Raw genomic sequence first — 13715 nt, forward strand, 5'->3', positions numbered from 1 at the left:
CCGAGATGACACTCGAAACCGACCGGCTTCTGCTCGTGAAACCGCAGGCAGATCACCTTGCCGCCTACCGTCACTATTGCGCCAGTGACCGCAGCCAGTTCGTCGGCGGGCCGTTTGACGCGATGAAGGCGTTCGACAAGCTCTGTTCGATGGCCGGGCATTGGACCCTGCGCGGGTTTGGCCGATACGTCATCACGCTCAAGACCAATGGCCAACCCATCGGCCATGTCGGCGCGTTGCAGATCGACGATATGGGTCCACCCGAAATGACATGGACACTCTGGCACGACGACGCCGAGGGGCAGGGCCATGCGTTCGAGGCGGCACAAGCCTATCTGGCGCATGCGGCCGACGCGACCGGGGCGGATCACCTGCTCATCCGCATCGAGCCGGACAACATCCGGTCGCAGAAGTTGGCCAGCCGGATCGGCGCGCAGCGCGACGACACCGCGATCCCTCCCCATTGGATGCCGGATGCCGTGACTTACACCGTCCGGCTGTAGCGCCGGACGCGGATCACTGGTTCAGACCACGAGGCCCAGCCCCTGAAGATGGGCAAACCCCGCCGGAATGTGGCTCTTGTCACGCAGTTCCAGAACGACATGCGGTGCCGCTTCGCACTCGGCCAGCGCACGGAACACGGCGATCCATTCGATTTCGCCTTCGCCGGGCGCCCAATGGCGGTCGGCATGCCCGTCAACGTCCTGCACATGCACATGGGCCAACTGGTTGCCCGCATCGCGCACGAAATCCGCGACGGGCGGCGCGCCCGACATGCGGCGTGCCAATTGCGCGTGGCCGGTGTCGATGGACAGGGCGATGGCATCGCTATCGAAACGATCCACCATCGCGCGGCGCGTTTCGGGGCGCACGTCCTGGATGTTCTCGATCACCAGCGTGATGCCCATGTTTTCGGCCGATTTCACGACCGGGCCAAGAATGTCATGGATGCGTGCCAGCTTGGTTTCCGCATAGCCCGGCATGCTGAACACGTTGTTCTGATACCAGAGCGTGAACGGAGAATGCATGACCATCTGGCGGGCTCCGATGCGGTCCGCCGCCTCGAGCGCCTTGAGGAACCGCGCGGTGATCAGCGGGCGCAGTTCCGCGTCCTTGTTGTCGATATCCAGCCCCTCGAACGGGCCGTGAATGCCGATGCGCCCGGAGTGACCGTCCAACGCGGCCTTTGCGGCAGCGATCCGGTTCTCGAACTCGGTCGAGAGCGCCTCATGGGACATGAAATCCTGAATTTCGATGTCGCGGGCTGAATCGAACAACCAGTCGCGGTGGGTCGCGATCTCGGTGGATTTCAGGCAAGCGCCGATCTTGAGCGGTGTCACGGTCAAAAGACCCCCTTGGAGCATTCATTCATCCGAATGATTATCCGTGGAGTGTGTCAGCCGTGCAGGTTTTCCGTGAAGGTTTCCTGACAAACCCCTCTACGCACCCTGTTTTCAGCCAAGGATACGCGGCAGGCGCAGCCCGTGTTCGCGGGCGCAGGCGATGGCGTCGTCATAGCCCGCATCCGCATGACGCCAGACGCCGCTGGCCGGATCGTTCCACAGAACCCGCTCCAGCCGCTTTGCCGCCTCGGGCGTGCCATCGGCGCAGATCACGACGCCCGCATGCTGGCTGAAGCCCATGCCGACGCCCCCACCGTGGTGCAGGCTGACCCATGTGGCCCCGCTGGCCGTGTTCACCAGCGCGTTGAGCAGCGGCCAGTCCGACACCGCGTCCGATCCGTCCTTCATCGCCTCGGTCTCGCGGTTGGGACTTGCCACGGACCCTGCATCCAGATGGTCGCGCCCGATCACCACCGGCGCTTTCAACTCACCGCTGGCCACCATCTCGTTGAAGGCAAGCCCCGCGCGATGCCGGTCGCCCAGCCCGATCCAGCAGATCCGTGCGGGCAATCCCTGAAACGCGATCCGGTCGCGCGCCATGTCGAGCCATGTGTGCAGATGGGCATTGTCCGGAAACAGCTCCTTCATCTTGGCGTCGGTCTTGTAGATGTCCTCGGGATCACCCGAGAGCGCGACCCAGCGGAACGGCCCGATCCCGCGACAGAAGAGCGGGCGAATATACGCGGGCACGAAGCCCGGAAAGGCAAAGGCAGTCTCCAGCCCTTCGTCCAGGGCCACCTGTCGGATGTTGTTGCCGTAATCCAGCGTCGGCACACCGGCATTCCAGAAATCCACCATCGCGGCCACATGGGTTTTCATGCTGGCCCGCGCCGCCTTTTCCACCGCCTTGGGGTCGCTTTCGCGCTTTTCTCGCCATTCGGCCATGCTCCAGCCCTGCGGCAGGTAGCCGTTGATCGGATCATGCGCGCTGGTCTGGTCGGTCACCATGTCGGGGCGCACACCGCGCCGGTAGAGTTCCGGAAACACGTCCGCCGCATTGCCCAGTAGCGCCACGGATTTCGCCTCGCCCGCCTTGGTCCAGCGGTCAATCATGGCCAGTGCCTCGTCCAGATCGTCGGTCTGTTCGTCGACGTAGCGGGTGCGCAGGCGGAACGCGATGCTGTCGGGGTTGCATTCGACGGCAAGGCAACAGGCCCCTGCCATCACCGCCGCCAAGGGCTGCGCGCCGCCCATGCCGCCCAGACCGCCGGTCAGAATCCACTTGCCGGTCAGGTCGCCGTCATAATGCTGGCGGCCCGCCTCGGCAAAGGTCTCGAACGTGCCCTGGACGATGCCCTGCGTGCCGATATAGATCCACGACCCGGCGGTCATCTGGCCGTACATGGCCAGGCCTTTCCGGTCCAACTCGTTGAAATGATCCCAGGTCGCCCAATGCGGCACGAGGTTGGAATTGGCGATCAGCACACGCGGCGCGTCTGTGTGCGTCTTGACGATGGCGATGGGTTTTCCCGATTGCACCACCAGTGTCTCGTCCAACTCCAGATCCTTGAGGCTGGCGACGATGCAGTCGAAATCCGCCCAAGTCCGCGCCGCCCGCCCAATGCCGCCATAGACCACAAGCTCATGCGGGTTCTCGGCCACGTCCGGGTGCAGGTTGTTCATCAGCATCCGCAGCGCGGCCTCGGTCTGCCAGCTCTTGGCATTCAACTCCGGACCTGTCGGCGGGTAGATATCGCGGGTGTTCTTGCGGGGGTCGCTCATGTGGGCCTCCAGTCGGACAGGGTGTTCAGGATGGTGGTCAGATGCGCGCGCAGACGGTCGGCGCGGGTGTCGTCATAACTCCAGGGCGGGGTTTCTGAGGCGAGATACGTGGACTGCGCCAACTCCATCTGGATCGCGTGAACGCCCTGTGCGGGTCGACCGTAGTGCCGCGTGGTCCAGCCGCCCTTGAAGCGCCCGTTGAGGGTACTGCTGTAGCCATTGGCGGCTTTGCAGATTTGCAAAACGCTTGCTTCGATTTGCAAATCGCAGGTTCTGCCGAGATTGGTGCCAATGTTGAAATCGGGCAGGGTGCCGTCGAAGAGGAACGGGATCCGCGACCGGATCGAATGGCAATCATAGAGCACCGCAAACCCGTGGAGCGCCCTGACCCGGTCCAGTTCGGCCTCCAGCGCCGCATGGTAGGGCGCATGGTAGGTCTTGCGGCGGTGGTCCACCTCGACCGCATCGGGCTCTTGCCCCTCAAGATAGATCGACCGCCCGTCGAAATCCGTAAGCGGGCAGAGCCCCGTGGTGTTCTGACCGGGATAGAGGCTTTGCCCCGATGGGTCGCGGTTCACGTCGATCACATAGCGATGCACCGGCGTGCGCACCGTCGTCACGCCCTCGACCAACCCGTCATACAGCCGGTCGATATGCCAATCGGTGTCGGCGATGGCCCGCCCGGTGTCGTTCAACCGGGCAAGGCAGTCGTCGGGAATGTCCGTGCCGGTGTGGGGCAGGCCCAGCACCAACGGGCTGTCGCCGCGTGTGACCTCGATCCCGCTCACAGCGACAGCTCCAATCCGGCGGCTGTGGCGAAGGTATCGTCGGCAACGCAGGCCGCCGCGCGCCGGATGTCGGGCGCGAGATAGCGGTCCTGCTGCAAACTGGGCACCTCGGCACGCAGGCTGGCCATGACCGCCTGCAAGGGTTCGGATGTGAGCAAAGGCGCGCGCTGTTCGATGCCTTGCGCGGCGCACATCGCCTCGATGCCGAGGATCACCGACAGGTTCGCATTCATCCGCCCCAACCGCCGTGCGCCATGGGCGGCCATGCTCACATGGTCCTCCTGATTGGCCGAGGTTGGCGTGCTGTCGGTCGAACAGGGGTTCGCAAGATGCTTGTTCTCGCTCATCAGCGCCGCTGTTGTCACTTCGGCGATCATCAGGCCCGAATTCAACCCCGGCTCCGGGGTCAGGAAGGGCGGCAAGTCAAACGACAATGTCGGATCCACCATCAGGGCGACGCGGCGCTGGGCGATCGCGCCGATCTCGGCCACGGCCAGCGCGATCTGGTCGGCGGCAAAGGCGACGGGCTCGGCGTGGAAATTGCCGCCCGACAGGATCTCGCCCGTCTCGACGATCACCAGCGGATTGTCGGTGACCGCGTTCGCCTCGATCTCGAGCGTGCGCCCGGCAAAGCGCAACAGGTCGATGGCGGCACCGGTGACCTGCGGCTGACAGCGGATGCAATAGGGGTCCTGCACGCGGGTGTCGCCGTCCCGGTGGCTCTCGCGGATCGCGCTGCCTGCCAGGAGATGCGCCATCCCGGTCGCCACGTCGATCTGACCCTGATGACCGCGCAGGGCGTGAATGGCGGGGTTGAGCGGCGCGGTGGATCCCATGATCGCGTCGGTGGAGAGCGAAGAGGTCACAACCGACGCCCGCGCCGCGCGCCACGCCTCGAAGAGGCCCGTCAACGCGCAGGCGGTGGAAAACTGCGTGCCGTTGATCAGCGCAAGGCCCTCCTTGGGGCCAAGCACCACTGGCGTCAGCCCGGCCTGTTCCAAAGCCGCGCCACCGGGCATCGTCTGGTCGTCAAACACCGCTTCGCCCTCGCCGATCATCACAGCCGCCATATGCGCCAGCGGCGCGAGATCCCCCGACGCGCCCACCGATCCCTGCACCGGGATCACCGGCATTACGCCGCGCGCCAGCATCGCTTCGATCAGGGCGCAAATCTCCCACCGGACGCCTGACGCGCCGCGCCCCAGCGACAGCAGCTTGAGCGCCATCATCAGGCGCACTGTGGCTGGCTCCAGCGCGTCCCCCACGCCGCAGCAATGCGACAGGATCAGGTTGCGCTGCAGGGTCTCGGTGTCCTCGGGCGCGATCCGCACCGAGGCAAGCTTGCCGAAGCCCGTGTTGACGCCGTAGACCGGCGCATCGCCCTGCGCCGCCTGCGCGATCAGCGCGGCAGAGGCGTCGATGCTCGCCCGCGCGATGGGGTCGAGCGTGACAGGTGCAGCGCCGCGCCACACCGATTCCAACTGCGCCAGCGTGGTTGTGCCGGGGGTCAGGATATGGGTCATGAGACGCCTCCGAAGATACGGCTGTGCAGGGGCGTGATGCCGATGCCATAGGAGAGTTCCGCCGGATCGGTCACGTCCCAGATCGCCAGATCGGCGCGCATGCCCGGCGCGATCATGCCGCAATCGGTCAGCCCCAGCGCGCGGGCTGCGTTGCGCGTGGTGCCTGCCAGCGCCTCGGCCGGGGTCAGGCGGAAGAGCGTACAGGCCATGTTCATCGCCAGCAAGAGCGAGCCCAGGGGCGATGATCCGGGGTTCCAGTCGGTCGCCACCGCCATCGGCACGCCGTGGTTGCGGAACGCCTGCACCGGGGGTGCTTGGGTTTCGTGGATCGTGTAGAACGCGCCGGGCAAGAGCACCGCGACCGTGCCCGCCTTGGCCAGCGCAGCGGCATCCGCCTCGGTCGCGTATTCGACATGGTCGGCGGACAGCGTGCCGTATCGCGCCGCCAGAGCCGTGCCGCCCAGATGGCTCAGCTGTTCGGCATGCAGCTTGACCGGCAGGCCCAGTTCCTTGGCCACGTCGAACACCCGCGCGATCTGCGCCGTGTCAAAGGCGATTCCCTCGCAGAACCCGTCCACTGCATCGACCAGCCCTTCGGCATGGGCCGCGCGCAGCGTCGGAATGCAAATGTCGTCGATATACGCATCCGCTTCGATCCCGGCTGGCACCGCATGCGCGCCAAGGAAACTGGTCACAACCCGGATCTGGCGCGCCTTGCCCAACGCGCGGGCGACGCGCAGCATCTTGAGTTCGGTCTGCTGGTCCAGACCATAGCCCGACTTGATCTCGACCGTACCGACACCTTGCGCGATCAGCGCGTCGATCCGGGGCAGGGCGCTGCGCAGCAAAGCGTCCTCTGACGCGGCACGGGTCGCAGCAACTGTCGATACGATGCCGCCACCGGCACGGGCGATCTCTTCGTAGCTGGCGCCATTCAGCCGCATCTCGAACTCGCGCGCACGGTTGCCGCCATGCACGATATGGGTGTGACAGTCGATCAGCGAAGGCGTGATCAGCCGACCAGACACGTCGCGCCGCGGATGCGCGGCATGCTCCGTCGGCAGATCGGCGGCAGGCCCGACCCATGCGATCCTGTCACCGGCGATGACGATGGCGGCGTCTTCCAAAAGACCATAGCCCGCGCCGGTCATGGTGGCGGCGCTTCCCCCGCAAATGACATGATGCGTCGCCATCGGTTCCTCTTGCGTTACATCCTGCATAAAATTAATATGTAGCTACATAAAAATGTCAATGGAGGGATTGGCGTGCAGGTCATCCACGCAAATCAGGCTCTTACCCCAAAAGGCTGGCACGCTGATCTGCAGGTGACGATCACTCCTGACGGTCGAATCGGGTCCGTTGGGCCGTTCACCAAACCGCCGACGCATCGGACGCCGGTCTTGCTCTCCGCGCCGCTCAACCTGCACAGCCACGCCTTTCAACGCGCCATGGCCGGTCTGACCGAAGCGCGCGGCTCCGACCCGCAAGACAGCTTCTGGAACTGGCGGCGCTTGATGTACACATTCCTCGACCAGTTGACGCCAGAGGATGTGGAGGCGATTGCCGCGCAGGTGTTCATGGAGATGCTCGAGGCAGGCTACGGCGCCGTCGCCGAGTTTCACTACCTGCACCATGCCGTTGGCGGGACGCCTTATGACAGCCTTAGCGAAATGTCGGACAGGATTATCGCCGCCGCCATGACTGCAGGCATCGGCCTGACACTTTTGCCGGTGCTCTACCAGTATGGCGGATGCGACCTGCGCCCGCTGAACGGCGGTCAGCACCGGTTCGGCAATGACCCCGACCGGTTCCTGCGGCTGCATGCCGAGGCGGCGGCGGCGATTGCCAAGGGGCCTGCGGATCATGTCATAGGCATCGCGCCCCATTCGCTGCGCGCGGTCGATCCGGCGGGTCTGCGGACCATTGTGGAGCAGGCCGCCACGGGTCCGATCCACATGCATCTGGCCGAACAGGTGGCCGAGGTGGACGAGGTGCTGGCCCATCTGGGGGCGCGCCCGGCCGAATGGCTGCTGGCCAATCACAGCGTCGATGCGCGCTGGTGCCTGATCCATTGCACGCAGATGACGAATGCAGAGACGATCACCCTCGCTCGGTCGGGTGCAGTTGTTGGGCTGTGCCCAATCACGGAATCGAACCTCGGCGACGGAATCTTCAACGGCACGACCTATCTGGAGGCAGGGGGGCAGTTGGGCTTTGGCTCAGACTCAAACGTCCATATTTCACTCTTTGACGAGCTCAAGACGCTGGAATATTCGCAACGCTTGCGCGACCGCTCGCGTGCGGCCTTGGCGACACGGGACAGGTCAACCGGGCGGGTGCTGTTCGACGCCGCGACTGCTGGCGCGGCGCAGGCGGGCGGGCGCGACAGTGGCCGGATCGCAGCGGGCGCGTTCGCCGACCTGATCGGGTTGGACGATGACACCGAATGGCTCTGCAACCGTCGGGGGGATGCGCTGCTCGACTCGCTGGTGTTCGGCGGCGGTGGAGCGGCCAGTATCCGCGACGTCTGGAGCGCCGGACGCCATGTCGTGCAGGACGGTCGCCATGTCCGTCGCGACGCCATCGTGACAAGATACAAGGCAACGATGAACCGGCTGGAGACCGAGATTTGACCCTCGACACGCGCCTTTCCTGGACAGATGTCCGCGATCAGGTCCGCGCCCGCATCCTGAACCGGACCTATGCGCCCGGTGACCGGCTGCCGCGGGACGAGGACATCGCACAGGAACTGGGCTGCGCCCGCACGACGGTGCACCGGGCGATGCAGGATCTCGCACTGTCCGGGCTGGTCGAACGCAAGCGCAAGGGCGGCACCCATGTCAGGGCCGACCCCGTCACCCGCGCGACCTTTGATATTCCGATCACCCGGCGCGAGGTGGAGGACCGTGGCGCCAAGTACAATTACCAGCTGATCAGCCGCGAGATGGAACAGACGCCACGCGCCGTCATGGCACGCTTCGGGCTTCAGGCCCCGGCGCAGATGCTGCGGGTCAGGGCGCTGCACCTTGCCGACAACCGGCCCTATATCCTCGAGGATCGCTGGGTCGATACCACCTCGACGCCCGAGATTCTGAAGGTCGATCTGGCGCAGCACAGCGCCAATGAATGGCTGGTGCGCAACAAACCCTATTCCCGTGTGGATGTACGGTTTTCGGCCATCACCGCCGAAGGGACGACGGCCGAGTATCTGGCAGCACCGCTGGGCAGCGCCCTGTTCGTCATCGAACGGACGACGTGGATCGGGGCCGATCCGATCACCACCGTGCAATCCGTCGCCGCACCGGGCTACCAGCTTGTCGCGCAAAGCTGAAATCGCGGGCACTTTGCATGGCTGCGCGTCGCTGAATGTCTAATCGATCCGATGGAGCGTCTCGAAATGGTGCATGGTGTCGAACGCGCAGAACTCGACCGGGCCAAGCGTGATCCGCGGGGCGCGCGCCACCAGCTCCTGCGCCACCTCATCAGACAGCGCGATGATCGCTCCTGCTTCCTCGGCTGAGAACCAGCGCAGGTTGTAGCCCAGCGTGATGTGGAAACGGTATGTTTCGTGGTCCGGGCGGACAAGGTTGGTCGCTTCCTGCAACTGGTCTCGGGTCAGGCGCAGCAACGCCTCTTCGCTGGCGTCGGCACCTGTCATCTGCACGCTGAAGCCGCCGAAAATACCTATGGGGCTGGCCTGAAGCCGTTGCGCGAGGCCGATATTGCGCAGCCGTGCGGAGAAATCTTCGGTCACCGTATCAATCGGCGCATCGGTCGGCAGATGCCCCGGCCAACGGTTGGCGCTGCGCATGTAGTCGATGACCCCCTCGAAGATCGTCATGTGAAAACTCTCGGGCGGCAGAAAGGTGAACCCGTCCGCCAGTGGACCGCCCTTGAGCCTGTCCTGCGCCGCGACGAGGGCCGCAAATGCGTGGGACTTCTTGTCGACATGGCAGATCGCGGTGTTGCCCCGGCAGGTCACGGGCTGGCCGTCGGGTGTGAATTTCCGGCCCACGGCGTCGGGTCTGACGCCGTCGCTCAGGGCTCCGGTCAGGTAGGCGAAAGCACGGCTGGCATCGGTCATTGGTACTGATTCCGTGGTTTGAGGATGAAAAGCGCAAGCCCCCCGGTCGCCAGCAACCCGGCAAGGGCAAAGCCGACACCTGTGGTCATCAGGCCGTTTGCCTCGGCAGTGATCCCGAAGAGGAACGCGCCAAGGGCCGGACCGACGCGGAAGATGATTGTATACAGGCTCAGGATGCGACCGAGCCTGTCCTGCGGTGCCTCGAGCTGCACATAGGCCAGTGCCGCGATGTTGGACGAGGACATGGTCGCGCCGTGCAGCAGCAGCACCGCCAGAGCCAGCCAGAAGATGGACGTGACCGCAAAGACCAGCAGCGACAGCGCGAAGACAGCCGAGGTGGTCAGGATCTGCAGCAATGCCGCGCGCCCGTCCTGCGCCTTGGCCATCAACAGCGCGCCAATGATCGCCCCGATCCCAAGTGCTGCGTTGAGCAAGCCAAGCCCCACCTCGCCGCGCCCGAACGCCACTTCGGCATAGGCTGGGAAAAGTTCGCTTGCCGGACGGATCAGCAGGCCCTGCGCCAGTTGCAGCATCAACACCCCGAGGATCAGTGGCGTGTGCATCAGGTCGCGCATCACGCCGACCATGTTCACCGGCTGGCTCGACGGCACCCGTTGGGTCTGCGAGGGCACGTTGCGGATGCGGTAAAGTGCTATCGACAGCGCGAGGAACCCCACAGCCGACACGGTGAACACAAGCCCGGCCGATCCCAGCACCAGCAGCCCCGCCGCCAATGCCGGACCCAGAAAGCGCGACAGGTTGAACCCGGTCGAATTCACCGCCAGCGCCGAGGACAGCAGCTTGGGTGGCGCAAGATGCCGTGCCATCGACAGGCGCGCAGGCAAGAGCACGCCCGACACAGCCCCAAGCACCGCCATCATGCCCGCCATCGCCCAGGGCATCAGCGTTCCGGTGAAATAGAGCAGCGCCAGAGCGACCGACACAGCCGCACTCGCGATCTGGCCCCAAAACATGATCTTGGGTGCATCATGCTTGTCGGCCAGTGATCCGCCCCAAAGTGCGGTCAGCAGCGACGGGAACAGTTCGGCAAAGGCCACCGTGCCCAGCCAGGCCTCGGATCCTGTCAGTTCCCAGGTGACCCAGCCCACCGCGATGCGCTGCATCCAGAAGCCCGTGGTCATGATCACGTTGCCCGCCTGATAGGTGGCGAAGGCGGGGATGGCGAAGACGGCCTTGAAATCGGCGATGCGCGCACGGACGGCTTCGAGCGGATGTGCGCGCATCAGATCCTCATAGGTCGAGTGTCACGAATATCGGCTGGTGATCCGACCCTTGGGCGTCGTTTCCGATCTCCATCGACTGCACTGTGTGTGCCAAATCCGTGGTGACAAAACAATGGTCTATGCGGCGCGGTCCACGCCCTTCGCGCGGGATCGTGTCGCCATCGGCTTCGGGGTAACCGGCCAATGTCCAGGCATCGGCAAGTCCATGCGCGCGGATCGTGCGGCCGTGCATCTGCGACAGGTCGCCCACCACGCGGGTGTATTCCGGTCCGCCCGGCTCAAAGTTCATGTCGCCCATGATGATCGCGGTCATCGGTTGCGGCGGCATCGGGCGGTCGTTCCAGTCGGGGTCTTTCACCATGCCCCCGGCACTGGCGCCGCGTTCATGTCCGCGCAGCAGCAGGTTGCACATGTACTCGACCTGATCGCGGCGCGTGTCGGTCGAGACGTGATCCAGATGCACCGAACAGAACCGCAGCGGACCCGAGGGCGCGTCGATCACGCATTCCACCAGCGTGCGTTGCAGGTGGAATGTGTTGAGCAGCGCGATCTTGGGCAGGGTGTGGTTGATCATCGACAGGATCGGCCAGCGCGACAGCACCATGTTGCCGAACTGACGGCGGCGGTGCACCGGCTTGCCGTCCACCATTTCTGACGCGTCAAGGTCGATGCCGGGGCCGTAGACCCAGTGCATGTGGGGCAGGCGGGCGGCGATCTCGTGGGCCTGATGCACCATGCCGGACCGCGCGGTGTGGGTTTCCACCTCTTGCAGCGCGATCAGGTCGGGATCGCCCAGTTCGGACACGATGCGGTCGAGGTCGAACCGGTCATCTTTGCCCTTGCCGTACTGGATGTTGTAGCTGGCGAGTTTCATTCCGCGGGTTCCATCTGTTGTGGGATTCTGGCTTCTGTGTCGATGCGGCGACCGTCCTTGGCAGCAAAGACGTGCACGCGCGAGGTATCGACCAGCACGCCGATCGGATCGCCATGGGCAAAGCGCGGCTTGGCCGAGGACAGGACGGAGAAGGGCACGTCCTCGATCATCAGGTGATAGAGCCCTGCCGATCCCAGCTCCTCGTAAAAATCGAAGGTGCCAGACAGGTGCCCCGATCCGGGCGCGCAGAGTGTCAGGTCTTCGGGGCGTAGCCCAAGCTGCACCAGCGCGCCCGGATGGGCGCGGGCGTGCTCGCTGGCGATCTCGACGCGGCTGTCATCGGCCAGAACGATGGCGCTTTGTTCCGCCGAGATCTGACCGGACAGGAAATTCATCGCGGGCGATCCGATGAAACCCGCGACATAGACCGTGGCCGGGCGGTTGTAGACCTCTTCGGGGGTGCCGACCTGGTCGATCGTGCCCTTGTTCATGATGACCATACGGTCGGCCAGCGTCATGCCTTCGTGCTGGTCGTGCGTCACGAACACCGATGTCGCCTTGATCCGGTTGTGGATGCGGCGGATCTCGTGGCGCATCTGCACGCGCAGTTTGGCGTCGAGGTTCGACAGCGGTTCGTCGAACAGGAACACCGCTGGTTCGCGGATGATGGCGCGGGCCATGGCGACGCGCTGGCGCTGACCACCCGAAAGCTGCCCCGGCTTGCGGTCCATGAACTCCTCAAGGCCCACGGACTTTGCCACCGTGCGGACCTTTTCCAACCGCTCGGGTTTCTTCATGCCCGCCACCTTGAGCGCGTAGCCGATGTTTTCGGCCACCGTCATGTGCGGGTAGAGTGCGTAGTTCTGGAACACCATCGCGCAGCCGCGCTGGCGCGGTTCGAGGTCGTTGACCACGGTGCCGCCGATGGAGATCTCGCCGCCCGAGATGTCCTCGAGCCCCGCGATCATGCGCAGGAGCGTGGACTTGCCACAGCCCGAAGGCCCGAGGATCACAACGAATTCGCCGTTGTTCACGGTCAGGTCGACGCCGCTGATGACCTCGTCCTTGCCATAGGATTTGCGAACCTGGCGGATGTCGATTTTGGCCATGTCTGTTGCCCTCATTTATCGGTGTTGATCAGGCCGCGCACGAACCAGCGCTGCATGAAGATGACGACGATCACCGGCGGCACGGTCACGATCAGCGTGCCCGCCATGGCGATGTGCCAGTTGGGAATAGCGCCGCCGGTGGTGTTGGTGTCGGGCACCAGCTTGCCCAGCTCGACCGCGACGACGCTGTAGCTCGGATCGGTGATGATCAGCAGCGGCCAGAGGTACTGGTTCCAGCTGTAGACGAACATGATGGTGGCAAGTGCCGCGATATTCGTGCGCGACAGCGGCACGAGGATCTCGGCCAGGAACCGCAGCGGGCCTGCGCCATCCATCTTGGCCGCCTCGACCAGTTCATCGGGGATGGTCAGGAAGAACTGACGGTAGAGGAACGTGCCCGTGGCGGTGGCGATCAGTGGCACGATCAACCCGGTGTAGGAATTGAGCATGTTCCATTCGAGCGCCACCTCGATCCCCGACACGGTCCGGATCAGCCAGCTGATGCCTGTCCAGTCGAGGATCGTCTGGAAGGGTTGCAGCGCATTGGCGGCCACCGCGTAGGTCGGCACGATCCGCACTTCGAGCGGCAGCATCAGCGTGATGAACACCGCCCAGAAAATCGGCATGCGCAGCCTGTGGTCAAAGAACACGAGGCCAAAGGCGGTGATGCAGGCGATGAAGATCTTGCCGGTCACGACACCCAGGGCCACGATCAGCGAGTTCAGGAACTTCTGCCCGAAATCCCGCGTGACCCACGCCTCGCGGATGTTGTTCCAGAACTGGTCACCCGGCAGCAGATGCGCAGGCTGGGCGTTCACCTCCTGCAGGCTCAGGGTGGCTGCGTTGAACACCAGATACATCGGGAAGAGCAGGATGATCATGCCCGACAGCAGGATCAGGTGCGTCAGGATGTTCAGGAGCGGCGTGTTTTCCACCATGCCCGGTGCGCGGCGTTTGCGCAGAGGGCT

Annotated in this window: 13 protein-coding genes; 3 read left to right on the plus strand and 10 right to left on the minus strand. The window is 64.6% G+C overall.

The window, feature by feature from the left end; genetic code table 11:
* Positions 1 to 5 precede the first annotated feature (5 nt).
* A complete protein-coding gene (locus IEV82_RS17085; protein WP_188483236.1) occupies positions 6 to 503 on the plus strand; it encodes a GNAT family N-acetyltransferase in 498 nt (165 codons plus the stop codon).
* Between the two features lie 21 nt (positions 504 to 524).
* Here IEV82_RS17085 and IEV82_RS17090 read toward each other — a convergent pair whose 3' ends face one another.
* The 5 genes from IEV82_RS17090 to hutI all read right to left on the minus strand — a co-directional run bounded on the left by IEV82_RS17090 (position 525) and on the right by hutI (position 6587).
* Positions 525 to 1364 carry a sugar phosphate isomerase/epimerase family protein gene (locus IEV82_RS17090; RefSeq protein ID WP_229747888.1) on the minus strand — a complete coding sequence of 280 codons (840 nt, stop codon included), beginning with the start codon at positions 1362 to 1364 and terminating at the stop codon, positions 525 to 527.
* A 90-nt stretch (positions 1365 to 1454) separates the two neighbouring features.
* Positions 1455 to 3125 carry a urocanate hydratase gene (hutU, locus tag IEV82_RS17095; protein WP_188483237.1) on the minus strand — a complete coding sequence of 557 codons (1671 nt, stop codon included), beginning with the start codon at positions 3123 to 3125 and terminating at the stop codon, positions 1455 to 1457.
* Positions 3122 to 3913 (minus strand): N-formylglutamate deformylase, encoded by a 792-nt coding sequence (gene hutG / locus IEV82_RS17100; RefSeq protein WP_188483238.1) that lies wholly within the window; start codon positions 3911 to 3913, stop codon positions 3122 to 3124. The genes hutU and hutG overlap by 4 nt, the downstream gene beginning before the upstream one ends.
* Complete coding sequence (hutH, locus tag IEV82_RS17105; protein WP_188483239.1) at positions 3910 to 5436, minus strand: histidine ammonia-lyase; 1527 nt, start codon at positions 5434 to 5436, stop codon at positions 3910 to 3912. The genes hutG and hutH overlap by 4 nt, the downstream gene beginning before the upstream one ends.
* On the minus strand, positions 5433 to 6587 hold the full coding sequence (gene hutI / locus IEV82_RS17110; RefSeq protein ID WP_373285245.1) for an imidazolonepropionase: 1155 nt from the start codon (positions 6585 to 6587) through the stop codon (positions 5433 to 5435). Before hutI ends, hutH begins: the two co-directional genes overlap by 4 nt.
* Before the next feature lie 114 nt (positions 6588 to 6701).
* Between hutI and IEV82_RS17115 the strand changes: the two genes are divergently transcribed.
* Positions 6702 to 8069: a formimidoylglutamate deiminase gene (locus IEV82_RS17115; protein WP_188483241.1), complete on the plus strand. Its 1368-nt coding sequence runs from the start codon at positions 6702 to 6704 to the stop codon at positions 8067 to 8069.
* Positions 8066 to 8767 carry a histidine utilization transcriptional repressor HutC gene (gene hutC / locus IEV82_RS17120; RefSeq protein WP_188483242.1) on the plus strand — a complete coding sequence of 234 codons (702 nt, stop codon included), beginning with the start codon at positions 8066 to 8068 and terminating at the stop codon, positions 8765 to 8767. The genes IEV82_RS17115 and hutC overlap by 4 nt, the downstream gene beginning before the upstream one ends.
* A gap of 39 nt (positions 8768 to 8806) precedes the next feature.
* Here hutC and IEV82_RS17125 read toward each other — a convergent pair whose 3' ends face one another.
* From IEV82_RS17125 to IEV82_RS17145, 5 genes are read right to left on the minus strand one after another with little or no spacing between them, the layout of a single operon-like run.
* Positions 8807 to 9520, minus strand: coding sequence for a DUF1868 domain-containing protein (locus IEV82_RS17125; RefSeq protein ID WP_188483243.1), 714 nt, complete (start codon positions 9518 to 9520; stop codon positions 8807 to 8809).
* A complete protein-coding gene (locus IEV82_RS17130) occupies positions 9517 to 10764 on the minus strand; it encodes an MFS transporter (RefSeq protein WP_188483244.1) in 1248 nt (415 codons plus the stop codon). Before IEV82_RS17130 ends, IEV82_RS17125 begins: the two co-directional genes overlap by 4 nt.
* A 7-nt stretch (positions 10765 to 10771) precedes the next feature.
* Positions 10772 to 11638: an endonuclease/exonuclease/phosphatase family protein gene (locus IEV82_RS17135; protein ID WP_188483245.1), complete on the minus strand. Its 867-nt coding sequence runs from the start codon at positions 11636 to 11638 to the stop codon at positions 10772 to 10774.
* The gene (locus tag IEV82_RS17140; RefSeq protein ID WP_188483246.1) at positions 11635 to 12747 is read right to left on the minus strand and encodes an ABC transporter ATP-binding protein; all 1113 of its coding nucleotides are present in this window, start codon (positions 12745 to 12747) and stop codon (positions 11635 to 11637) included. Before IEV82_RS17140 ends, IEV82_RS17135 begins: the two co-directional genes overlap by 4 nt.
* A gap of 11 nt (positions 12748 to 12758) precedes the next feature.
* Positions 12759 to 13685 carry an ABC transporter permease subunit gene (locus tag IEV82_RS17145; protein ID WP_188483271.1) on the minus strand — a complete coding sequence of 309 codons (927 nt, stop codon included), beginning with the start codon at positions 13683 to 13685 and terminating at the stop codon, positions 12759 to 12761.
* Between the last annotated feature and the right edge of the window lie 30 nt (positions 13686 to 13715).

The organism is Marivita lacus (assembly GCF_014637725.1).
In the GTDB taxonomy this organism is placed as follows: Bacteria; Pseudomonadota; Alphaproteobacteria; order Rhodobacterales; family Rhodobacteraceae; genus Marivita; species Marivita lacus.